The sequence below is a fragment of the Pseudomonas sp. FME51 genome, assembly GCF_014897305.1.
On record NZ_JABUYN010000001.1, the window covers coordinates 618,759 to 642,129 of the forward strand.

20 protein-coding genes are annotated in these 23,371 nt (G+C 37.8%); 10 read left to right on the top strand and 10 right to left on the bottom strand.

The window, feature by feature from the left end; genetic code table 11:
• Window positions 1-27: 27 nt before the first annotated feature.
• The 8 genes from rluE to INT39_RS03010 all read left to right on the top strand — a co-directional run bounded on the left by rluE (window position 28) and on the right by INT39_RS03010 (window position 8,019).
• Entirely contained in the window at window positions 28-657 is a 630-nt protein-coding gene (gene rluE, locus INT39_RS02975; protein ID WP_193014394.1) for a 23S rRNA pseudouridine(2457) synthase RluE, read from the top strand.
• Window positions 650-1,099 carry an NUDIX hydrolase gene (locus INT39_RS02980; RefSeq protein ID WP_193014393.1) on the top strand — a complete coding sequence of 150 codons (450 nt, stop codon included), beginning with the start codon at window positions 650-652 and terminating at the stop codon, window positions 1,097-1,099. The genes rluE and INT39_RS02980 overlap by 8 nt, the downstream gene beginning before the upstream one ends.
• Before the next feature lie 109 nt (window positions 1,100-1,208).
• Window positions 1,209-2,312, top strand: coding sequence for a tRNA 2-thiouridine(34) synthase MnmA (gene mnmA, locus INT39_RS02985; RefSeq protein WP_193014392.1), 1,104 nt, complete (start codon window positions 1,209-1,211; stop codon window positions 2,310-2,312).
• 2 nt (window positions 2,313-2,314) lie between these two features.
• Window positions 2,315-2,944 (top strand): high frequency lysogenization protein HflD, encoded by a 630-nt coding sequence (hflD, locus tag INT39_RS02990; RefSeq protein ID WP_193014391.1) that lies wholly within the window; start codon window positions 2,315-2,317, stop codon window positions 2,942-2,944.
• Between the two features lie 30 nt (window positions 2,945-2,974).
• A complete protein-coding gene (purB, locus tag INT39_RS02995; RefSeq protein ID WP_193014390.1) occupies window positions 2,975-4,345 on the top strand; it encodes an adenylosuccinate lyase in 1,371 nt (456 codons plus the stop codon).
• A gap of 213 nt (window positions 4,346-4,558) precedes the next feature.
• Window positions 4,559-5,233, top strand: coding sequence for a two-component system response regulator PhoP (gene phoP, locus INT39_RS03000; protein ID WP_193014389.1), 675 nt, complete (start codon window positions 4,559-4,561; stop codon window positions 5,231-5,233).
• 14 nt (window positions 5,234-5,247) lie between these two features.
• Window positions 5,248-6,711 carry a two-component system sensor histidine kinase PhoQ gene (phoQ, locus tag INT39_RS03005; RefSeq protein WP_193014388.1) on the top strand — a complete coding sequence of 488 codons (1,464 nt, stop codon included), beginning with the start codon at window positions 5,248-5,250 and terminating at the stop codon, window positions 6,709-6,711.
• A gap of 186 nt (window positions 6,712-6,897) precedes the next feature.
• Entirely contained in the window at window positions 6,898-8,019 is a 1,122-nt protein-coding gene (locus INT39_RS03010; protein WP_193014387.1) for a cupin domain-containing protein, read from the top strand.
• Window positions 8,020-8,117: 98 nt separating this feature from the next.
• On the opposite strand, the gene INT39_RS03015 is transcribed toward INT39_RS03010, so the two are convergent.
• A complete protein-coding gene (locus INT39_RS03015; RefSeq protein ID WP_193014386.1) occupies window positions 8,118-8,426 on the bottom strand; it encodes a hypothetical protein in 309 nt (102 codons plus the stop codon).
• A gap of 277 nt (window positions 8,427-8,703) precedes the next feature.
• On the opposite strand from INT39_RS03015, the gene INT39_RS03020 reads away from it, so the two are divergent.
• Window positions 8,704-9,414, top strand: a complete 711-nt coding sequence (locus INT39_RS03020; RefSeq protein ID WP_193014385.1) for a vWA domain-containing protein — start codon at window positions 8,704-8,706, stop codon at window positions 9,412-9,414.
• Between the two features lie 88 nt (window positions 9,415-9,502).
• Here the strand turns inward: INT39_RS03020 and pepT are convergent, their stop codons facing one another.
• From pepT to lolC, 5 genes are all read right to left on the bottom strand, one after another.
• Complete coding sequence (gene pepT / locus INT39_RS03025; RefSeq protein ID WP_193014384.1) at window positions 9,503-10,747, bottom strand: peptidase T; 1,245 nt, start codon at window positions 10,745-10,747, stop codon at window positions 9,503-9,505.
• A 52-nt stretch (window positions 10,748-10,799) separates the two neighbouring features.
• Window positions 10,800-11,654, bottom strand: a complete 855-nt coding sequence (gene cobB / locus INT39_RS03030) for a Sir2 family NAD+-dependent deacetylase (protein WP_226944479.1) — start codon at window positions 11,652-11,654, stop codon at window positions 10,800-10,802.
• An 87-nt stretch (window positions 11,655-11,741) separates the two neighbouring features.
• Window positions 11,742-12,989: a lipoprotein-releasing ABC transporter permease subunit LolE gene (gene lolE / locus INT39_RS03035; RefSeq protein WP_193014382.1), complete on the bottom strand. Its 1,248-nt coding sequence runs from the start codon at window positions 12,987-12,989 to the stop codon at window positions 11,742-11,744.
• Window positions 12,989-13,693, bottom strand: a complete 705-nt coding sequence (gene lolD / locus INT39_RS03040) for a lipoprotein-releasing ABC transporter ATP-binding protein LolD (RefSeq protein ID WP_319021317.1) — start codon at window positions 13,691-13,693, stop codon at window positions 12,989-12,991. The genes lolE and lolD overlap by 1 nt, the downstream gene beginning before the upstream one ends.
• Window positions 13,694-13,736: 43 nt before the next feature.
• A complete protein-coding gene (gene lolC, locus INT39_RS03045) occupies window positions 13,737-14,939 on the bottom strand; it encodes a lipoprotein-releasing ABC transporter permease subunit LolC (protein WP_193014381.1) in 1,203 nt (400 codons plus the stop codon).
• Window positions 14,940-15,132: 193 nt separating this feature from the next.
• On the opposite strand from lolC, the gene mfd reads away from it, so the two are divergent.
• Window positions 15,133-18,576, top strand: coding sequence for a transcription-repair coupling factor (mfd, locus tag INT39_RS03050; protein WP_193014380.1), 3,444 nt, complete (start codon window positions 15,133-15,135; stop codon window positions 18,574-18,576).
• 89 nt (window positions 18,577-18,665) lie between these two features.
• On the opposite strand, the gene umoD is transcribed toward mfd, so the two are convergent.
• From umoD to nagZ, 4 genes are all read right to left on the bottom strand, one after another.
• Window positions 18,666-19,166, bottom strand: a complete 501-nt coding sequence (umoD, locus tag INT39_RS03055; protein ID WP_193014379.1) for a flagellar biogenesis regulator UmoD — start codon at window positions 19,164-19,166, stop codon at window positions 18,666-18,668.
• An 854-nt stretch (window positions 19,167-20,020) separates the two neighbouring features.
• Window positions 20,021-21,328, bottom strand: coding sequence for an NAD(P)/FAD-dependent oxidoreductase (locus INT39_RS03060; protein ID WP_193014378.1), 1,308 nt, complete (start codon window positions 21,326-21,328; stop codon window positions 20,021-20,023).
• Between the two features lie 449 nt (window positions 21,329-21,777).
• Entirely contained in the window at window positions 21,778-22,317 is a 540-nt protein-coding gene (ycfP, locus tag INT39_RS03065) for an alpha/beta hydrolase YcfP (RefSeq protein ID WP_193014377.1), read from the bottom strand.
• Complete coding sequence (gene nagZ, locus INT39_RS03070) at window positions 22,314-23,321, bottom strand: beta-N-acetylhexosaminidase (protein ID WP_264299068.1); 1,008 nt, start codon at window positions 23,319-23,321, stop codon at window positions 22,314-22,316. The genes ycfP and nagZ overlap by 4 nt, the downstream gene beginning before the upstream one ends.
• Between the last annotated feature and the right edge of the window lie 50 nt (window positions 23,322-23,371).

A 23,371-nucleotide genomic window follows, 5' to 3' on the forward strand; every position in this document is an offset into this window, starting at 1 on the left:
ATCTCCCATTTTTTACAAAAATTAACTATGCCAAATCAATTTAAAAACTCGACTAAGACAAGAAAACACCATGCACCTTCAACACAGAGAAAATCAGTACGCCCAAGAGGTGAGCGCAAAGTGGTTATCTTTAATAAACCCTTTGATGTGCTAGTGCAATTTACCGATGAAAGCGGTAGAAAAACGTTAAAAGATTTTATTCCTATTTGTGATATTTATGCAGCAGGACGCTTAGATAGAGACAGTGAAGGACTTTTAGTCTTAACAAATGATGGTAAATTACAAGCGAAATTAACACAACCAGGTAAAAAAACAGGGAAAATCTACTATGCTCAAGTAGAAGGCATTCCTAATAATATCGACTTACAACAATTTCGGGAAGGATTAGAACTTAAAGATGGCAAAACATTACCTGCACAAGTCGAATTAGCTGAACAACCCGACTGGTTATGGGAAAGAACCCCCCCGATTAGAGAACGCCAAACTATTCCGACATCTTGGCTAAAAATCACCTTATTTGAAGGTAAAAACCGCCAAGTTAGACGAATGACGGCTCATATTGGTTATCCAACGTTACGCCTGATCCGCTTTAGTATAGATAATATTACATTGGATAATCTATTACCTGGTGAATGGAAGGAGATTGATTTTGTTTAAACCCAATGTCACTGTCGCGTGCATTGTTCATGCAAAAAATAAATTTCTGGTTGTTGAAGAAACGGTCAATGGAAAAGCAACGTGGAATCAGCCTGCGGGCCATCTTGAAGCAGATGAAACCGTTATTCAGGCAGCTCAGCGTGAATTATGGGAAGAAACGGGATTAACACTCCCAGTTCAATACTTTCTTAAATTACATCAATGGATTGCTCCGGATAAAACCCCTTTCTTACGTTTTCTTTTTCTCATTGAAGCACGAGAACAATTTGAAACACAGCCCCATGATAGCGATATAAATTGTTGCCACTGGCTTAGCGCAGATGACATTATCCAAAGCCAACAATTAAGGTCGCCTTTAGTGAGAGAAAGCCTGTTATGTTATCAACAAGGCGAACGCTATCCTCTTTCTATTTTAAGTAGCTTTGGTGCGCCTTTTAACTAAATGACAGAAAAGCAAAAAAGAAAGCATCAAAAACAGAGTAACACTTGATGCACCTATGCTAGTGATATGGTAAAGTATGGCGCTTATTTTTCCGCAGTGAGATCCAGTCATGTCAGATAACAGCCAAAAAAAAGTCATCGTAGGAATGTCCGGTGGCGTAGATTCATCCGTCTCAGCCTATCTTCTTAAGGAACAGGGATATCAGGTCATTGGTCTGTTTATGAAGAACTGGGAAGAAGACGACGATACAGAATATTGCTCAGCCTCTACTGATCTTGCCGATGCGCAAGCTGTGTGCGATAAGCTTGGTATCGAACTTCATACCATCAATTTTGCTGCTGAATATTGGGATAATGTTTTTGAGCATTTTTTATCTGAATATAAAGCAGGTCGTACTCCTAACCCTGATATTCTATGCAATAAAGAAATAAAATTTAAAGCATTTTTGGAATATGCAGCAGAAGATTTGGGTGCTGATTATATCGCAACAGGCCATTATGTTCGCCGTCGTGATATCAATGGCAAAAGCCAATTACTTCGTGGTGTCGATAATAATAAAGACCAGAGCTATTTCTTATACACATTAAGCCATGAGCAAATCGCACAAAGCCTTTTCCCTGTTGGGGAAATGGAAAAACCTGAAGTGAGAAAAATTGCTGAAAAACTTGATTTAGCAACAGCAAAGAAAAAAGACTCAACCGGTATTTGTTTTATTGGTGAACGCAAATTTACCGATTTCTTATCGCGCTACCTTCCCGCTAAACCGGGTCCAATCGTCACCGTTGATGGTGAAACTATTGGTGAACATCAAGGACTGATGTACCACACATTAGGCCAACGTAAAGGTTTGGGTATTGGTGGAACAAAAGATGGCGGTGATGATCCATGGTATGTCGTTGATAAAGAACTTGAGAACAACATTCTTGTTGTAGCCCAAGGTCATGAGCATCCAAGACTAATGTCTGTGGGTTTAATTGCTCAACAGTTACATTGGGTATCAAGAGAGCCAATCACTGAGGCGTTTCGCTGCACTGTTAAAACACGATATCGCCAACCTGATATTGCGTGTACAGTAACGCCATTAGGTGAAGATAAAATTGAAGTCCGCTTTGATTATCCTGTTGCCGCTGTAACACCGGGGCAATCAGCCGTCTTTTATCAAGGCGAAGTCTGTTTAGGTGGCGGTATTATTGAAACTCGTATTCAGGAGTAGACGTGGCTAAAGATTTTCGTGATATAACCCTTGCTCTGGCAGGCATCTGCCAAGCAAGTCGTCTTGTTCAACAAATTGCTTACCAAGGCAATGCGAACGAGAATGATGTTGAAGTCATGGTTAACAGTATTTTTAATATCAATCCAACTTCAACACTAGATGTTTATGGTAATCAAATCAGCCATCTAAAGTTAGGGTTTCAGACATTAAAAGCCATTCATCAAGCAGTGAGACGAGAAAAATTAACGCTTGAGTTGATGACCTATCAGCAAGGTTTAATTAACTTAGAACGCTTAATCGGTCGAAATGATGATTATAGCTCGCGTTTATCACAAAAAATTTCTCAATTAGAGCGTCAAAAAAGCTATTTTGAGCCTATGTCTGAGGGAGTATTTAATGCCCTTGCTGGTGTTTATGTTGATGCCGTAAGTCCTGTTGGCCCTCGTATTCAGGTTCATGGCTCTATTGAACTGCTAAAAAACCCTATTATTCAAGCTAAAGTGAGAGCATTGTTACTGACAGGTATTCGTAGTGCTGTGCTCTGGCGTCAAGTGGGTGGTCGTCGTTTTGACTTTTTATTGCATCAAAAGACTATCCTACGACAAGCTGATGATTTTCTCGCTCAATGTTAATACTTTAATTCAACCTGGGAGTTGCCAACAATGGAATTATCTTCGCTGACAGCGATTTCACCGATTGACGGTCGTTACGGTAGTAAAACTTCGTCGTTACGTTCTATTTTTAGTGAATTCGGTCTTCTGAAATTCCGTGTACAGGTAGAAGTTCGCTGGCTGCAAAAGCTGGCATCTTGCGCCGACATTAAAGAAGTTCCCGCCTTTGAAAAAAACGCAAACGATTACCTTGATGCGATTGTCGCTAACTTCAATGAAGAAGATGCTGCACGTATTAAAACTATCGAACGCACCACTAACCACGACGTAAAAGCTGTAGAATATTTCTTAAAAGAAAAAGTGGCGACCATCCCTGCTTTACATCAGGTTTCTGAATTTATTCACTTTGCTTGTACTTCTGAAGATATTAATAATCTGTCTCATGCCATTATGCTAGAAACAGCCCGCCAAGAGATCCTGCTACCTGCATGGCGTGAACTTATTGATACAATTAGTAAAATGGCGCAAGAATACCGTGAGTTACCACTGCTTTCACGTACGCATGGTCAACCCGCGACACCTTCAACGGTTGGTAAAGAGTTCGCTAACGTGGCTTATCGTATGGAGCGCCAATATCGTCAACTTACCCAAGTTGAAATCTTAGGTAAAATCAATGGTGCTGTCGGTAACTATAATGCACATTTAGCGGCTTATCCTGAAATAAACTGGCATCAATTTAGTGAAGAATTTGTGACTTCATTAGGTATTACATGGAATCCATACACTACTCAAATTGAACCCCATGATTATATTGCAGAACTTTTTGATTGTATTAGCCGATTCAATACTATTTTGATCGATTTCGATCGTGATATTTGGGGCTATGTGGCACTGAACCACTTCAAACAAAAAACAATTGCAGGTGAAATTGGTTCATCAACCATGCCACATAAAGTGAACCCAATTGACTTTGAAAACTCTGAAGGCAACCTAGGGTTAGCCAATGCGGTAATGGGGCATCTGTCTAGTAAGTTACCCCTTTCTCGCTGGCAACGTGACTTAACAGACTCGACAGTGCTGCGTAATTTAGGTGTAGGTATGGGGTATGCGCTCATTGCTTACCAATCAACAATGAAAGGCTTAAATAAGCTTGAAGTAAATGAAAAACATCTCCGTGAAGAGCTAGACTGTAATTGGGAAGTATTAGCTGAACCAATTCAAACGGTAATGCGTCGTTATGGTATTGAGAAACCTTATGAAAAACTGAAAGAATTAACACGTGGTAAACGTATCACCGAACAAGATATGGCTATTTTCATTGATGGTTTAGAATTACCAGAAAACGAAAAAATACGCTTAAAAGCAATGAAACCTGAAAGCTATATTGGTTTCGCAACTCAGCTTGTTGACAAATTAAACTAATTAATTAGTTTCAAAAGGCAGATAATTTCTGCCTTTTTTTATCACAAAAAACAAAGAAAGCTATCTACAACCTAAACACTTTACAGGCTACAGTGTTTTTTAGGTGATAGATTGTCTATGATAACCTCATATTTTTATCTGATAGATTGACTATCATTTCCTATATTTATTTTACAACGGTATATTTTTACCGATTGTACTCAAGGTGGAATAATGCGGATCTTAATTATTGAAGACAATATCTTACTTCGCCATCACCTATCTGTGCAATTTCGAGATGCAGGCCATCAAGTTGATGCCGCAGAAGATGCCAAAGAAGCAGATAGTTTTATTACACAAGGTACACCTGATGTTGCCATTGTGGACTTAGGGTTACCTGATGAAGATGGTATTAGCCTGATCCGTAGATGGAGAGAAAATAATATTACGCTACCAATAATGGTCTTAACAGCGCGTGAAAGTTGGCAAGAAAAAGTTTCCGCCTTAAATGCGGGGGCGGATGATTATGTGACAAAACCCTTTCATTTTGAGGAAATTGTTGCGCGTATTCAGGCATTAATGCGAAGAAACATGGGAATTGCTTCACAAACTCTCTCGATTGCTCCTTTTGAGTTGGATTTATCACGGAAAGAGTTCATGATTTCAGGTGAGCAAATCAAATTGACTGCATTTGAATACACTATATTAGAAACATTAATGCGCAATCAAAATAAAGTGGTTAGCAAAGATGCATTAATGCGTCAGTTATATCCTGATGCCGAACTAAAAGAAAGCCATACTATTGACGTACTAATGGGGCGATTACGTAAAAAAATCTTAGAAAAATACCCAGACGATGTTGTGGTAACAGTGCGCGGGCAAGGCTACCGACTTGATATGAAACCTTAGTATGAAACCTTAGTATGCAAAAAAAACAGCGCTCTCCTTTTTCATTACGAACACGATTTTTACTTGCGACTAGTGCCATTATCTTGGCACTCACGCTCTCTTATGGGCTAGTGGCAATTGTTGGTTCCATTGTGAGCGTTGATAAAACAACCTTCATGTTGATGAGGAGTCAAAGTAACCTTTATTACAGCTTAGCTCAGTGGAATAAAGAAAAGCTGAGCATCGAGTTCCCCACGAATCTCAATAACAATAATACTTCATTGGTGGTCATTTTTGATGATAAAGGTAATGTATTATGGACACCTTCAGATTTACCTAACGCCATTCCAGATAGCATTAAACATAAGTGGCGCCATGAGGAGGGCTTATTTGAAATTTCAGTTGATGTAAGAACAACTCGTTTAATGTTACAACAGTTACCTCAATATCGTGTTTATCTTAAACGACTTGAAGAATATTCAAGTAATGAATTTTTAACTCACTCTGTCGTCATAAACCATTATCCTGCGGCTGATAATATGCCTTATATGGCAATCGCTGTTATTGACCCTATTCCTCAACGTATGCAAAAAGTCAGTCAGGTTTGGGACTGGTTTTTATATATTATTCTTGCAAATTTATTTTTAGTTGTACCTTTAATTTGGCTTGCTGCACACTGGAGCTTAAGGCCAATAAAACAAGTGATCGAACAAATCAGTGCATTAGAAAAAGGCACACGTAATGATTTGGATGAAAATCCGCCAACAGAATTAAAAGGTGTCGTCCGTAATTTAAATGTGTTATTACGCAATGAACGAAGCCGTTATAACAAATATCGCACGAGTTTATCTGATCTTACCCATAGTTTAAAAACCCCCCTTGCTGTGTTGCAATCAACATTACGCTCTTTACGTTCAGGTAAGCAGATGACGATAGAACAAGCAGAACCGATTATGCTTGATCAAATTGAGCGAATCTCACAACAAGTAGGATATTATTTACATCGAGCATCCATTCATGGTGATCATGATATTACCACACGTAAACTCCATTCATTATCAGGATTATTGGATAATCTTTGTAGTGCATTAAGCAAGGTTTATCAGTCAAAAGGTGTTGATTTAACGTTAAACGTCTCTCCTGAAATCATGTGGTTAGGTGAAAAGAATGACTTTATGGAAGTGATGGGGAACATTCTTGATAATGCTTGTAAATACTGCTTAGAATTTGTTGAAATCAATGTTAGCAATAATGAAAATAGTGTAACGATTATTATTGATGATGATGGCCCAGGTGTCAGCCTTGAAAAAAGAGAGGCTATTTTCCAACGAGGAACAAGAGCAGATACTCTGCGTCCGGGACAAGGTTTAGGCTTATCTATTGCGGTTGATATTATTGAACAATATAGTGGTGAGATTAGCATTACAGATAGCCCTCTAGGTGGTGCTCGTATTACCGCCATTTTTGCTGAACAACAACTCACCACTGAGCGCGAATAGCCTTATTTATTGAAAAAAAACTGTTTTCTTTTAAATTCCCCGCTTAATACACGACATTACGTATGATATCTGTTCAGTTATGATAGCGTTACTCGTGGTTACTCACATTGCTCAAAGGAATGTTTAGCAGGAAGTTAGAATTCATTATATTATGATTTTAGGCTTCCCGAATTCAGGATATACACAATGGACTATAAACTTAATTTAGATTGGCAATCATTTCTCGAAAGCCATTGGCAAAAGCGCCCTTTATTAATTAAAAACGGCTTCTCACGTTTTGTTGATCCTTTATCTCCTGACGAACTTGCTGGTCTTGCAATGGAAGATGAAGTAGATAGCCGTCTTGTTAGCTGTCAAGACGGACAATGGGGAGTCAAACACGGGCCTTTTGAGCACTTTGAAGGCCTTGGTGATAAAGACTGGTCTTTACTCGTACAAGCCGTCGATCACTGGCATTTTCCTAGTGCGGCATTAATGAAACCATTTCGTGTATTACCCGATTGGCGCATTGATGATTTAATGATCTCTTATTCTGTTCCTGGTGGTGGTGTAGGCCCACACCTTGATCAATACGATGTCTTTATTATTCAAGGACAAGGTCGTCGTCATTGGCGTGTGGGTGAAAAAATTCCGATGAAACAACACTGCCCTCACCCTGACTTACTTCAAGTTGACCCTTTTGATGCCATTATTGATGAAGAATTAGAGCCGGGTGATATTCTTTATATCCCACCTGGATTCCCACATGAAGGCTATGCAATTGAAGAATCGCTGAACTATTCAATAGGCTTCAGAGCACCTAATGCACGTGAACTTTTCAGTGGTTTTGCTGACTATGTATTAGCAAATGATTTAGGTAGCTACCGTTATAGCGATCCTGATTTAACACTGCGTGAAAATTCTGCATTAGTACAACATCAAGAGTTAAATAAACTTCATGACATGATGGAGGATTTACTTGCTCAACCAGAAGTATTTCGTCATTGGTTTGGTGAATTTATTTCTCAATCTCGTCATGAACTTGATCTTGCAGTTCCAGAACCTTTATATGAAAACGCAGAGATTTATGATTTACTGCAACAAGGTGAACAACTTCATCGTTTAAATGGTATTCGAGCTCTTCGTGTTGGTGATAACTGTTTTGTTAATGGTGAATTAATAGATACTAACCACATAGAAGCTGCAGATGCGCTTTGCCAATATGATTATATTGATAAACAACATTTGGGCGATGCATTATCTGATCCAAAATTTGTTCGTCTATTAACACAGTTGATCAACCAAGGTTATTGGTACTTTGAAGATTAATAACCAATAACTTTAAATTATAAAGCCCTATCATATTAATAATAGGGCTTTTTATTATAAATTTATTTTTAGTCAGTATATATCTATCATGCCCTTTTCTAACGTATTAAATAACTAACGGCTTCTTTTAAAAGCACTCTTGTATTATGAAAGAAAAAAGGAATTGCAATAAAAAAGGCACTTTGTAAGAAAAAGAGTAATAAAGTGTGCTTGCTGTTTGAAGTAAACAAAGAGAATAAAACTACAAAAGTAATAAATAAATAACTAGAAATAATAATGAACGATTGTTTTTCAGACCTTTGAATTAAAGTTTTACTTTCATTACTAATGATATTCTCTTTTTTGTTACTTATATTAATTTGTTTTTCAATTATGGGATTCACTAACTTCCCCGATGTCGCATCCATTCTACCATCCTTATATTATCATTTTACAATAATTATAGATGAAATTAACTTACTCTAATTTATCAATCTATTACAATAAAATAGCGTATATTTTAAGTTTGAAAAACTCATAATTAATATTCTTATTATTATGAAATAACTCTATTTTAGCTTAAGTAACTCCACTCGATTTATTTCAAATTATTTTTCAGCCATTTCCCCTATTTTATTTTACCAATCTCCCCTAAGATAAAATCAGATTTTACAGCATGACCTTTTTTCAACAATGGAGCTGGCTATGAAAAAAATTATTTTTTTAATTGTTGCCTTTGTTTTACCCACTGCTGTATTTGCAAAAACAGTTGAAACATCAGAAATGAAAGCACCACCAACACAAACGGATATTATTTTTGTACTAGATAAAAGTGGCTCGATGCAAGGGTATGAAAAAGATACTATTGGGGGATTTAATACTATTTTAGCAGAAAATAAGGATCGACCTGAAAAAGTCTATATCACCACTATTTTATTTGATAGCAATGCGTCGAAATTACATAATCGCGTTGATATTAATAAAGTCAAAGCATTAACCTCAAAAGAGTATTTTGCCAGTGGTAATACAGCCTTATTAGATGCTGTAGGCAGTGCCATTACAGAAGGAAATAAACCCAATTCGCCTTATAAAAATGTAATGATGGTTATTATTACTGATGGTGAAGAAAACAGTAGCCACGAATACTCGCTCGAAAAGGTAAAATCATTAATTAACTCAGCAGAAAAAGAGAAAGGTTGGGAGTTTATCTTTTTAGGTGCCAATATTGATGCAATCAGTGCAGCTGAAAGTATTGGCATAAAACCCTCTAACTCAACTCAATATATTCAAGATGCGAAAGGTTATGAAAATGCTTATGAATCTGTAAATAAAGCTGTTCAATCTAAAATTGAAGGTAAAGAATTAAATGAAGACTGGAAATCTTCTGTTGAGCAAGATTACAAAGATCGTAAATAAAAAAATATCACGGATGTCATCATACTAAAAAAATAATAGTCGATATATATCGACTATTATTTTTTCTTATTTAGCACGCTGTCATTAATTAGCTAATGACTTTTGCCTTTTCTCTTTCAGCGGTAATTTCAGCGATACGCATAATGACACTCACCGCAGCTTCCATTCCTTCTAAAGAGATAAATTCGTGTTTACCATGGAAATTATAGCCACCTGTAAAAATATTAGGGCAAGGTAAACCACGGTAAGAAAGCTGAGCACCATCTGTACCACCACGAATAGGCTTGATATTAGGCTCAATATCACAATCAATCATTGCTTGTTTCGCAATTTCAATAATGTGTGGAAATTGAACAACTTTATCATGCATATTGTAATAGCTATCATCAATAGTCAGCTCAATATAACAATCTGGGTGTAATCCTTTACCTACTTTTTCAGCAATCGCAATCATATTCTGTTTGCGTTTTTCAAATAAGTTACGATTAAAATCGCGGATAATATAATGCATCTCCGCTCTTTCTACCGTACCTTTAATTGTTTGCAAGTGGTAGAAACCTTCATAACCATCAGTATTTTCTGGTGTTTCATCAACAGGTAATTCTTGATGAATACGAGAAGCTAACCCTAATGCGTTTACCATTACCCCTTTTGCACTGCCAGGATGAACATTATTACCAACAATTTTGATATTCACGGATGCAGCATTGAAGTTTTCATACTCCAGTTCACCTACACCACCACCATCAACGGTATAAGCCCAGCTAGCACCAAATGCATCTAAATCAACATAGTGCGCACCACGACCAATTTCTTCATCCGGAGTGAACGCTATGCGAATTTCACCATGTGGTCGATTCGTTTCTTTTAACCGCACCATTGCAGTAATAATTTCAGCAATACCCGCTTTATCATCAGCACCCAGCAGTGTTTTTCCGTCTGTGGTAATTAATGTTTTACCAATCATAGAATGTAAGATTGGGAACATGACGGGTGACAACACTTCATCACCAATACCTAATGCAATATCACCACCGCGATAATCTTCAAGTACTTGTGGTTTTACATGCTTACCTGAAAAATCAGGCGATGTATCAAGATGCGAAATAAAGCCAATCACAGGCACTGGCCAAGAAACATTGGATGGTAAACTTGCCATTACACATCCTTTGTCACTGAGTGTTACATCAGTAAAACCCAGTTTTTTTAATTCATGAGCCAATGCCTTTGCAAGTTTTAGCTGGCCATCACTACTTGGCGACATTTTTGAAGATGGTTTCGATTGTGTATCAAAATTAATATATTCAAAAAAACGTTCTAATAATTTATCCATTTTGCCCCCTAAGATCTCTCTAAGAACAATAATAGGGAACTCTATAAAATAATTATTGCGTCAAATCAGCTTTAGGATCATTAATTAATTCAAACAATTTATGAACATATTCATCAACAACCTGACTGGCTGGTCCATAATGTTTTTCTTCAAACTGGCTTTCAACCAAACTTGGCTCAAGATTGAGCTCAACAGTATGTGCACCTGTTAATCTAGCTTCATGCACAAAACCCGCAGCGGGATATACATTGCCAGAAGTCCCAATAGAGATAAATATATCAGCTTCCGCTAATGCACGATAAATCTCTTCCATACCTATTGGCATTTCACCAAACCAGACAATATGTGGACGTAATGGTGAGGGAAATTGACAACAATGACAGTGATCGGTTGTTTCTAAGTCACCTTTCCATTCAAAAACTTGACGAGATTGAGGGCAACGTACTTTGAGTAACTCACCATGCATATGCAAAATATGCTGATTACCTGCTTTTTCATGTAAGTTATCAATATTTTGAGTTACTAATAGAAAATTTTCTTTACCGAGATATTGCTCAAGTTTCGCTAATGCATAATGCGCAGCATTGGGTTGAATTGAAGGTTGTTGCAATTGGCGACGGCGTTCATTATAAAATTGCTGAACTAACTGGGGATTGCGTTGATAACCTTCAGGTGTTGCAACATCTTCAACGCGATGCTCTTCCCATAATCCATCTTCTGAACGGAATGTTTTAATTCCTGATTCAGCAGAAATACCCGCCCCTGTTAATACGACAACTTTGGGTAAATTCATTTCATGTTCCGTTTTATCGGTTAAATGAAAATAACGACAACGTGAATGTTGTCTGCGTAAACTTTTAATCTTACGAAACTTCCTAAGCCGACGATGACGAAGTTTAAGTTTCATCATTACAATCCTTGGTTTTCAAGTTTAAATACCGCGTTTTTGATTTCTCTATTTTAAGTGTTTTTTCTTTTTTGTATGTCAATAAACTTATTGTCCACTTAAAATTCTTGCAGGATCTAGTTTAGTGGCTCGACGAGCAGGATACCAACTTGCTATCAGGCTTAAGATCACAGTGGTAATAAATACAGAGAAAACATCTATCAAATGTACTTCTGAAGGTAGAAAATCAACGAAATAGACATCGCCAGATAACACACTATGCCCTGTTAATGACTCAATAACAGAAACTAAAGGTGTTAAATTATAAGCCACTAAGACACCAAAAATAACGCCTGCAATACACCCAATCATACCTGACAATAAGCCGTACCATAAAAAGATATTACGTATATGGCTATCTCGTGCCCCTAATGTACGTAAAATAGCAATATCACTGCTTTTATCTCGCACTGCCATAATCAACGTTGAAACAATATTAAAACAGGCCACACCAATCACTAAGATCATGGATAAATACATAATGCTACGGATCATCTGGATATCGCTATACATATAGCCATAGTCACTTATCCAGCTTTTTGCATAAACATATTCTTTACTGTTTAAACCTGCGCTATGAATAATTTCATTAGCTAAAAAAGGATCAACTGTTTTGACTTCAATTCCCGTAATACCTTGCCCATAATCCATATATTGTTGAGCATCCGCTAAAGGAATCAACGCTAATTGATGATCGAGCATTCCACTCAATTTAAATATACCACTGACTTGTAGACGAATACGTTTCGGTTGTAATAGCTTAGTTGGATCATCATTATTGGGGATTAATACCGTTAACCAATCGCCCTGTTTAATCTTTAATGCCTCAGCAACACCTTGCCCAATAATAATTTGTTGCTTACCCGCATTAAAATTTTGCCATGCATTATTTTGCACATATCGAGGTAATAAACTGATATCACCCTGTTTTTCAGGTGAAACACCCATTACTTGTACCGCTTTTAGATCTGTGCCTTTCTCTAGCAACCCTGTTAATAAGATATAAGGGGCAGCCGCCACAACACCGGATGTATTTTCGATACGAGGTAATGCGGATTGCCATTGTACAAAAGGCTGTTCTACCGAATAAATTTGACCATGAGGTACGACAGATAAAATACGGTTTTTTAATTCACGTTCAAATCCATTCATGGCACTTAAGCCAATAATGAGCACAGCAACACCAAGCATAATGCCCAATGTGGAAATAACAGAGATTAGCGAAACCATTCCCGCACGTTTTCGTCCTCTTGAAAAACGTAAAGCGGTCACTAAAGTAAGTGGCAATTGCGCCATTATTTCACTCCTGAAATCACGTTTTGTGGCTCTAATTGACCATCTTTCATTTCAAGTTGTCGCTGAAAACGTGCCGCCAGTGACAAATCATGCGTAACGACCAGAAAAGCCGTTTGCTTCTCTTTATTTAACTTAATTAATAGCTCAAAAATTCCTTCTGCATTTTTCTGATCAAGATTACCAGTAGGTTCATCAGCAAGCACTAATGCAGGGTCGTTAACCAATGCCCTTGCTATTGCAACACGTTGTCTTTCCCCTCCAGAAAGCTCTGAAGGACGATGGTGAGCACGCTCTTTTAACCCAACCGCTTCAAGTAAAGACATCGCTTTCTCTTTCGCTGTTGCGACACTAACGCCCCCAATCATCAATGGCATTGCCACATTTTCAAGTGCGGTAAAATCAGGTAATAAGTGGTGAAATTGATAAATAAAGCCCAATTGTGTATTCCGTAAATCAGCTTTTTCTGAAGAGGAGAGTTTATTCAGTGATTGTCCTCTAAAAAAAACTTCACCTGATGTTGGAGAATCTAAGCCACCCAATAAATGCAATAAAGTACTTTTACCTGATCCTGAACTTCCTACAATTGCTAAAAAATCACCTTTCCCCATCTTAAAAGAAACTGATTTCAGTACCTGAGTTGAAATTGAACCATCTTGGTATTGTTTACAAAGGGAGTGACAATCCAATAAACAATCTTTGTCAATTTGCATTTGTTTTTCTGATGCCATTGGTTGTTTAAAAGAAAAATTACTCATAACGTAGCGCCTCTGCTGGCTGAATAGTCGCGGCCCGCCAAGACGGGTATAAAGTCGATAAAAGGGAAATAACAATGGCGGCAAAGCCAATCATAAATACTCTTCCCCATTCAAGGGTTGCAGGTAATTCCACACCTTGCGGAATAAGTCCCACTGCGGGCATAATGATGTTTAATTGGCTTGATAGCAGAGCCCCTAAAAGCCCACCAGCAACCGCACCTAGCATACCCGCACCTGCGCCTTGTAACATAAAGATAGACATAATCTGAGAACGCTTTAAGCCCATTGTTTGCAAAATAGCAACTTCTCCTTGCTTTTCCATAACCAACAATGAAAGCGAGGTAATAATATTAAACGCTGCTACAGCAATAATTAAGCTTAATAATAACCCCATCATATTTTTTTCCATTTTAACGGCTTGGAAAAATTCACCTTTACGCTCGCGCCAGTCTTTCCAGCTTAAATTGTTGGCTAAAGGCTGGGCACTGTATTTATCAATATTGAGGGGATCAGAAAAGAAAAGACGCCATCCTGTTATATTACCTGGTTGATAACGCATTAAACGCGCCGCATCTTGTTGATTGACTAAAATTTGAGAGGCGTCTGCATCGCCACCACTTTGGAAAACACCTTTAACCGTAAATAATCGTTGGCTGGGTAATCTTCCCATCGGCGTCAATTGGCTTACACTGGGCACAATAAGGCGGATATTATCGCCTTCTTTCGCCTTGAGTTGTTTGGCTAAACCACTTCCCAAAATCACACCATATTCACCCGCTTTAAGCATGGAAAAATCCCCATAACGAATATGTTTCGTTAATGGTTCATCTTGTGCTTTTTCCACACCTAACATAACACCCACACTGATGTTATCTTTACTTTGCAAAACAACATCACCTTCGACTAAAGGTACAACATTTATGATACCTTCTCGCGTCAATAGATTTTCAGCTATAGTAGATTGTCGGGGTAATTGCCCGTTAGGTGATGTCACTATTGCTTGTGGGATATAAGCAAGAATACTTTCTTGTAGTGAGCGTTCAAAGCCATTCATGACAGAAGTCACTGTGATCAGTGCCGCTACACCTAACATTATCCCTAAAGCAGATAGCCATGAGACGAAACGACCGAACTTATCGATCGCACGACCCCGCATATAACGGAGCCCTATATAAAATGAGACAGAATTGTACATGAAATCTGTGCTGTTCCTGTTGCTAATGCGAAGTGTTCAGGGATAATAAAGGGTAGTCTTACTGAATGGAACCACTCTATTCCCAAACTGTGGTTTTTCTTTTATCTTAACCTGCCCGCCAGTTTAAGCTTTAGCGATTACGCTGAAGATGTGTTGGGAGTTAACTACAACAAAGAGTTCACATTACACGCTTATGTCCTCAGAATATCGTTATCAACTTCCTGTAAAACAAGGGGATACTCGCCAGCTAGGTCAACTGACGGGTGCCGCTTGTGCTCTAGAATGTGCCGAGATCATCAAACGTCATTCTGGATTAGTCGTTCTTGTTACTCGTGACATGCAAAATGCATTACGTTTACAAGATGAAATCCGTCAGTTTTGTGATTATCCAGTAGAGACATTATCGGATTGGGAAACACTGCCTTATGACAGTTTTTCACCTCATCAAGAAATTATCTCAAACCGCCTTTCTACGCTATACCGTATCCCATCACTTCTCAAGGGAATTTTAATCTTACCCGTCAATACGTTAATGCAGAAAGTCTGCCCTACAGATTATCTCGCAGGTCATGCGCTGGTAATGCAGAAAGGAGAGGTACTTTCTCGTGATAATTTGCGTAAAACATTAGATGAAGCGGGATATCGCCATGTAGAGCAAGTATTAGAACATGGTGAATATGCCACACGAGGCGCATTGCTTGATTTATTTCCTATGGGAAGTGAATTTCCTTATCGTATTGATTTTTTTGATGATGAGATTGATAGCTTACGTACTTTTGATGTTGATACACAACGAACATTAATAGAAGTTGATCAAATCAATTTATTGCCTGCCCATGAATTTCCCACTGATGCTAATGCTATTGAACTCTTTCGTAGCCAGTGGCGAGAGCGCTTTGATGTAAGGCGTGATCCTGAACATATTTATCAACAAGTCAGCAAACACATTTTGCCCACAGGAATTGAATATTGGCAATCACTGTTTTTTGAACAACCTTTATCTCATTTATTTGCTTATTTTCCTAAAAACTCCCTGATCATTACGCAAGATCTACAAGATTGTGCCGATAAATTTTGGCAAGACATCAATCAGCGTTTTGAAAGCCGTCGCGTTGACCCAATGCGTCCTTTACTTCCCCCTGATGATATTTGGCTCAATGTTGATACTTTTAATAAAGAGCTTAAACAGTGGCCTCGTATTCAACTTAAAACTGAAACATTGCCAGAAAAAGCAGGTCAAACTAATTTAGGTTATCAACCACTTCCTGATTTATCGATTAATGCTCAAAGCAAGTCACCTTTAGATAACTTACGCCGATTCCAAGAGCAATTTTCAGGCAGTGTTATTTTCTCTGTTGAAAGTGAAGGCCGACGCGAAACTGTACAAGAGCTTTTATCACGAATAAAAATAGCACCTAAACAGATCATTGAATTATCTGATGCTAAAAAGAAAGGTTTTTACTTTATCATTGGCGCTGCTGAACATGGTTTTATTGATAGCCATCGTCAATTGGCGATGATCTGTGAAAGCGACATGTTGGGTGAACGTGTCAATCGCCGCCGCCAAGATAATCGCCGAGCCATTAATACTGATACCTTAATCCGTAACCTTGCTGAATTAAGCATTGGACAACCTGTTGTGCATCTTCAGCATGGCGTTGGTCGCTATCAAGGTATGACAACCTTAGAAGCAGGCGGTGTGAAAGCAGAATACCTAATGTTGAGTTACGCAGGTAATGACAAACTTTATGTTCCTGTTTCCTCACTTCATTTAATCAGTCGTTATTCAGGTGGTGCTGACGACAATGCCCCATTACATAAATTAGGGGGTGATGCCTGGGTAAGAGCTCGCCAAAAAGCCGCCGAAAAAGTCCGTGATGTCGCTGCTGAACTGTTAGATGTATATGCTCAACGTGAAGTAAAAACGGGCTTTGCCTTTAAAATGGATAAAGAGCAGTACCACGCTTTCCGTCAAAGTTTTCCTTTTGAAACCACACCAGATCAAGAAACGGCAATCAATGCCGTATTAAGTGATATGTGCCAAGCCATTTCAATGGACAGATTAGTCTGCGGTGACGTGGGTTTTGGTAAAACTGAAGTGGCAATGCGTGCTGCATTCCTCGCAGTGAACAATAATAAGCAAGTTGCCATTTTAGTCCCAACCACCCTGCTGGCTCAGCAACATTTTGATAATTTCCGTGATCGTTTTGCCAATTGGCCCGTTAATATTGAGATGATCTCACGGTTTCGTAGTGCAAAAGAACAGCAACTCATCACAGAAAAACTGGCAGAAGGTACGGTTGATATTGTCATTGGTACACATAAGCTACTTCAGCCGAGTATTCAATGGAAAGATTTAGGGTTATTAATTGTCGATGAAGAACACCGTTTTGGCGTTCGGCATAAAGAGCGTATTAAAGCGATGCGTGCTAATGTGGATATTTTAACACTAACAGCTACCCCTATCCCACGTACGCTAAATATGGCAATGAGTGGTATGCGCGATCTTTCCATTATTGCTACCCCTCCTGCGCGGCGCTTATCCGTCAAAACCTTCGTGCGTGAATACGATGATTTAGTGGTTCGTGAAGCCATCTTGCGTGAAACTCTGCGTGGCGGACAAGTTTATTACTTGTATAACGATGTTGAAAATATTGAAAAAGCCCGTGAAAGACTGGCTACTCTCGTTCCTGAAGCTCGTATTGGAATTGGGCATGGGCAAATGCGTGAACGTGACCTTGAACGTGTAATGAATGATTTTCATCATCAGCGTTTTAATGTCCTTCTTTGCACAACTATTATCGAAACAGGGATTGATATTCCCAGTGCAAATACCATTATTATTGAGCGTGCCGATCACTTTGGTTTAGCTCAATTACACCAATTACGAGGTCGTGTGGGACGTTCGCATCACCAAGCTTATGCTTATTTACTAACACCACATCCTAAAGCGATGACAAAAGATGCTCATAAGCGTTTAGAGGCTATCGCTTCACTTGAAGATCTGGGTGCAGGTTTTGCATTAGCCACTCACGACTTAGAAATTCGAGGTGCAGGAGAGCTATTAGGTGAAGAACAAAGTGGTCAAATGAATACCGTGGGTTTTTCACTTTATATGGAATTGCTAGAAAGCGCAGTAGAGGCGCTCAAAGAAGGCAGAGAGCCATCACTTGAAGATCTCACAAACCAGCAAACTGAAATTGAATTAAGAATGCCAGTCTTGTTACCTGATGATTATATTCCTGATGTAAATGTTAGACTCTCATTCTATAAACGAATTGCGAGTGCCATTGATTTAAATGAACTTAATGATTTAAGAGCTGAATTAATTGATAGATTTGGTAAGTTGCCTGATGCAGGCCGTTATTTACTGCGTAATGCCGCCATTCGCTTAAATGCGATGAACCTAGGTATCACTCGTATTGAAGCGCATGATAAAGGTGGATTTATTGAGTTTGGTGAGAAAAATAAGGTTGATCCAAGCTACTTAATTAGCTTACTTCAAGAACAACCTGCTATTTTTCGCTTAGATGGTCCATCAAAATTGAAGTTCGTCATTGATTTGATTGATCGAGAAAAACGACTCACTTTTATTGATGATATGCTAACTGCTTTTGATGATCATAAGGCTAAATAACCATACTTTAGTGGTTATTTAGCACAACAAAAAGGCGTAACTGAAGTGTGATTTTACTTCTTCATTACGCCTTTTTTATATTGCTAGAGTTAATCTTTACGACAAGGAATTTTTTCATTCATAGAACAATAAGGTTCTTGTTCTAAAATCAACCGACCATCCGCATCTAAAGCAATCACTTCACCCGGTTTAAATGTGGTGCGTACTTTGCCCGGTGTTCCATCAATTGTATAAAGCACATCATAACCAACAATTCTGCGCTCTTGACGATAAATCGGAATACACTCTTTGAATTGAGGGTAAGGGAAATTTGCAATATTGCTATTATTGAGCGCTTCAATCATATAAAACACGCGACATTCTTGTTCCGCGGGATGAAATCGTGATAATTTTTCTGGTGTAAAAGGCGTGGGTAAACCGATTCTATGGCAATACTCTTCTGTTACAAAAACTGTCGATTTAATCGGCGTAGCTGAAACGACATGAGCGAATTGAGGCTGGGGAAATACCCACCTCCATGCAATAAATGAAAGAATAGCTAATACAATGATTAGTCCTATCAGTGTGTACTTTCTGACATCAACACTCACTTTTACCCCTTTTTATTTGTTTTATCCTTAATTGCTACAGATACAGAACAAAGCCACTTTTTTACGATAACTGGCTAATATATTTGATATTCAATAAATGAATGCATTTATCTGATAGCTTAATTCAACGTCCTTGCTGATTAACATAATAAGTAAACTACGTATTTATGACATGTTAAATACACCACTTATTTCTGTTTTAATTACTTAATTAAATAAATACCTACCATATCCTTAAGATTTACCCATTATATTAAAAGTGATCTTAATTTATTTGGCTGACAAGTATAGACACCGTTATGCTATTTATAATACATCATTATGATAACACCAAGTTAACAATTGTCGCTTAAAAACTGTCAATATTTTATTTTTAAGTCATATTATAAAAATTACTTTCAAGATTTATGAAAACATTTTATCTCATTAAATTGGAATAAAAATAACACCTTAAGCTTATGCCTAATGGATTCTATTCATTATTTGTCTAATTCAAATCTGCGAAATACCATAACACTTTATTTGATAAATTAATGAATTAAACATCCTTTTTTATTTAAGAAAAGTCTTAAATAATTTACCGTAATAATAAAAAACAAATTCTATCTTTAATATTATTAGTTTAGCCTTAATAATAAAATTATATTTATCATTACCCTATTAAGCGTTAGAGTTATTGGTTATTTTCGGTATAAACAGATAAATCATCTAGTGCTTTATGCTAAGATTATTTATCTTATTTAGATATTCTCATTTAATTATTTAATTTAAAAGAAAAAATAGATAAAAAACCCTCATATAAGATGAGGGCTTTAAAAGATAACTTTTGTTTTATCACCAAAACAAAAGATAAATTAATGAAGTTTTAGCTTGGGCTTGATCACTCGATTGATTGATCCGACCAACATCATGAGCCCCGTTTTGATGTAACCATGCAACGCAATTTGATGCATACGATATAAAGAGATATAAACAATACGAGCAATTCGCCCCTCAATCATCATGTCACCTTTCATCAAATTACCCATTAAGCTTCCTACGGTACTAAATTTAGACAAGGAAACTAATGAGCCGTGATCGGTATACACATAATCTTTTAAAGGTTTATCTTTTAACATTGCTAAAATATTGCCATAACAACGACTTGCCATTTGATGTGCAGACTGTGCTCTAGGTGGAACAAAACCCCCTTCTTTTCGGGGGCAAGAAGCACAATCACCAATTGCAAAAATAGACTCATCTAATGTTGTTTGTAAGGTTGGTTTAACTACCAATTGATTTATACGGTTAGTTTCTAACCCTGCAATATCCTTCATAAAATCAGGCGCTTTAATACCCGCAGCCCATACCATCAAATCAGCATCAATATGCTCACCCTCTTTGGTATTTAATCCATCATCATCTGCACTAGTGACCATTGTTTTGGTCATGACTCTTACACCCAATTTCGTTAATTCATTGTGTGCTGCACTTGAAATACGTACAGGTAAGGCCGGTAAAATACGTTCTCCGGCTTCAACTAACGTAATATTGAGTGCAGAAGGTGCTAGTTTTTTTAATCCATAGCTATTGAGTTGACGTACAGCATTATGTAATTCAGCCGAAAGTTCAACGCCCGTAGCACCACCACCAACGATCGCAATATTAACTTTACGATCCTCTTCTTGAGCATGGGTATCTGCAGAATATTTTAAGAATAAATTCAGCATTTCATTATGGAAACGATGAGCTTGCTGAGGACTGTCTAAGAAAATACAATTTTCTTTAATACCCGGCGTACCAAAATCATTTGATTTACTGCCCAACGCCATGACTAAAATGTCATAATCAAGTGTACGTTCTGGTACGAGTAACGCTTGTGCTTCATCATATATAGCCGCTAGCGTAATATTTTTTTGCTCGCGATCAAGCCCAGTTAATGAACCTAATTGAAAGTTGAAATGATGGTTATAGCCATGCGCTAAATAACTTAATGCATCAACCCCATCATCTAAAGAGCCTGTTGCTACTTCATGTAAAAGTGGTTTCCACAAATGGCTATTATTGCGATCGACTAAGGTAATTTCTGCTTTTTTGCTGCGACCTAATTTATTGCCTAATTTAGTTGCAAGTTCTAAACCGCCTGCACCACCACCGACAATAACAATTTTTGTTAATGACATTTAGCGTCACTCCATAAAGATATTTACTGTTGTTATTTAAATAGCCTTGGTGAAATCTACTTATATAACGACAGTTAAATCGTTTCGGCTGTTATTTTGTTTTCAAACAAATTAATTGGGAAGATGGTCATACCAAAGTTGATTTATATCAAAAAAATTTGAATATTCATATCTCTTTTTTGAAGAACCGAGGGGTAACTCGCCTTTTTATGACGATAAAATAACTCTATTAAAGAGGTAAGTATCGATTTTATTCAAGATATACAATTAATTAAATATAAAGAAGGTATAAAGAAATAGGGATAGAACGTGATCATTTACGTGATAAAAGATCACACGTAAACAAATGGTAAAAAATGAAAGATCACACAAAAACAGGGGACTTTAGGCTTATAAGATAAAAAAATGGATGGAAAAATTCCACCCATTTTAAACTCACTTATTCAGTCTTAATTTTTGCTATTGAATGCTTTAATTTTAAACAAATGTTCAGAAAGGCTCTTAAATTTATGTGTCTGCACTTCATCCCAAATCACAGAATAATAAGGTGATAATTCATCAGCAGAACGCTGACTGTCTAAAACTTCATCATTTCGGGATAAAATGACTAACGCATTGTCTTTGTTCTTAGAGCGAAAATCTTTTATGCATTTCGTTGTAATATCTAAATATTCTTCAGGCCTGTCGATTTTATCTGTCATATTTTCGTAAGGAAAAAGATTAGGATTAACCATCACCTGACGAATATTACATAAGAAACCAATACGCTCAGCCCAATATCCACCTAATCCAACACCACAAATTAATACAGGATCTTTCGTGGATTTAATCACTTTATCCGTCTCTTTTAGTAAGTGTTGCATGTCATGTCGAGGATGCAACGTACTGTAACTAAGAAAACGAACATCAGGATCAATAAACTGTAGCTGTAAAACCTTCTCATGATTTCCAGGACTTGTGGAATCAAAACCATGTAAATATATAATCATGCGCGCTCCTGCCATTGCTCCTGTAATTGGGTCAGCAACTGATTCGCTTGTTTCCAACGATCAGAAGTTTGTAGCTCACTCAATGTGTAACGACCTCGGTGATGGTACAATGTGGAAATTCGTTCTGCTTTGACAGAGGACAGGTTATCTAACACACTCACCGCCCCTTTTCGGTTATTACACACTAAAAGCATATCACAGCCAGCATCCAGTGAACGTTGTGCTCTTTCTGCATAACTTCCCATAATAGCTGCGCCTTCCATCGATAAATCATCAGAAAAAATAACGCCTTGGAAGCCTAATTGTTCACGTAAAATGGATTTCAGCCAGTAGGATGAACCACTAGCAGGACGCTCATCAACCTGAGAATAAATAACATGCGCTGGCATAATGGCATCTAATAACTGGCGTTGAATAAAATCTTTAAAAATTGACATATCGCGTTGGCGAATATCATTTAAAGCGCGATCATCGCGAGGTGTTTCTTTATGAGAGTCCGCTCTTACCGCACCATGTCCAGGGAAATGTTTGCCTGTTGATTTCATACCCGCAGAACGCATACCTTTAATAAAGCTTTCTGCCATAGTCATTGCAATCTCAGGTGAATCATGGAAAGAACGTTCACCAATAGCAATACAGTTATGCCCTAAATCGAGAACAGGTGCGAAGCTGATATCAATATCCATAGCAATCATTTCTGACGCCATTAACCAGCCAGCTTCTTGTGCTAAATGGCTTGCTTGATAACTTTCATTTAATGCCGCGTAAGATTGTGCTGCTGGTATGCGCGTAAAACCGTCACGGAATCGTTGTACTCGACCCCCTTCTTGATCAACTGCAATGACAAGACGCTCATGAGACGCATCACGGATTTGGCGGACTAATTCATTTAATTGTTCAGCATTGTGGAAGTTGCGGGTAAAAAGGATTAATCCACCGACAAGAGGGTGCTTTAAAATTTCACGCTCTTCACTATCGAGTTCATACCCTTCAACATCAAGCATTACCGGACCCATAACATTCCTCTCTTTGTAATTTTGACAAGATAATGTCG

Coding starts and splice junctions, on each gene's coding strand:
- INT39_RS03020 (WP_193014385.1), top strand. CDS start 8,704: ATGAAAAAAATTATTTTTTTAATTGTTGCCTTTGTTTTACCCACTGCT.
- cobB (WP_226944479.1), bottom strand. CDS start 11,654: ATGAAACTTAAACTTCGTCATCGTCGGCTTAGGAAGTTTCGTAAGATT.
- INT39_RS03060 (WP_193014378.1), bottom strand. CDS start 21,328: ATGTCATTAACAAAAATTGTTATTGTCGGTGGTGGTGCAGGCGGTTTA.
- mnmA (WP_193014392.1), top strand. CDS start 1,209: ATGTCAGATAACAGCCAAAAAAAAGTCATCGTAGGAATGTCCGGTGGC.
- INT39_RS03015 (WP_193014386.1), bottom strand. CDS start 8,426: ATGGATGCGACATCGGGGAAGTTAGTGAATCCCATAATTGAAAAACAA.
- pepT (WP_193014384.1), bottom strand. CDS start 10,747: ATGGATAAATTATTAGAACGTTTTTTTGAATATATTAATTTTGATACA.
- lolE (WP_193014382.1), bottom strand. CDS start 12,989: ATGGCGCAATTGCCACTTACTTTAGTGACCGCTTTACGTTTTTCAAGA.
- rluE (WP_193014394.1), top strand. CDS start 28: ATGCCAAATCAATTTAAAAACTCGACTAAGACAAGAAAACACCATGCA.
- lolC (WP_193014381.1), bottom strand. CDS start 14,939: ATGTACAATTCTGTCTCATTTTATATAGGGCTCCGTTATATGCGGGGT.
- purB (WP_193014390.1), top strand. CDS start 2,975: ATGGAATTATCTTCGCTGACAGCGATTTCACCGATTGACGGTCGTTAC.
- phoQ (WP_193014388.1), top strand. CDS start 5,248: ATGCAAAAAAAACAGCGCTCTCCTTTTTCATTACGAACACGATTTTTA.
- INT39_RS03010 (WP_193014387.1), top strand. CDS start 6,898: ATGGACTATAAACTTAATTTAGATTGGCAATCATTTCTCGAAAGCCAT.
- mfd (WP_193014380.1), top strand. CDS start 15,133: ATGTCCTCAGAATATCGTTATCAACTTCCTGTAAAACAAGGGGATACT.
- ycfP (WP_193014377.1), bottom strand. CDS start 22,317: ATGATTATATATTTACATGGTTTTGATTCCACAAGTCCTGGAAATCAT.
- nagZ (WP_264299068.1), bottom strand. CDS start 23,321: ATGCTTGATGTTGAAGGGTATGAACTCGATAGTGAAGAGCGTGAAATT.
- phoP (WP_193014389.1), top strand. CDS start 4,559: ATGCGGATCTTAATTATTGAAGACAATATCTTACTTCGCCATCACCTA.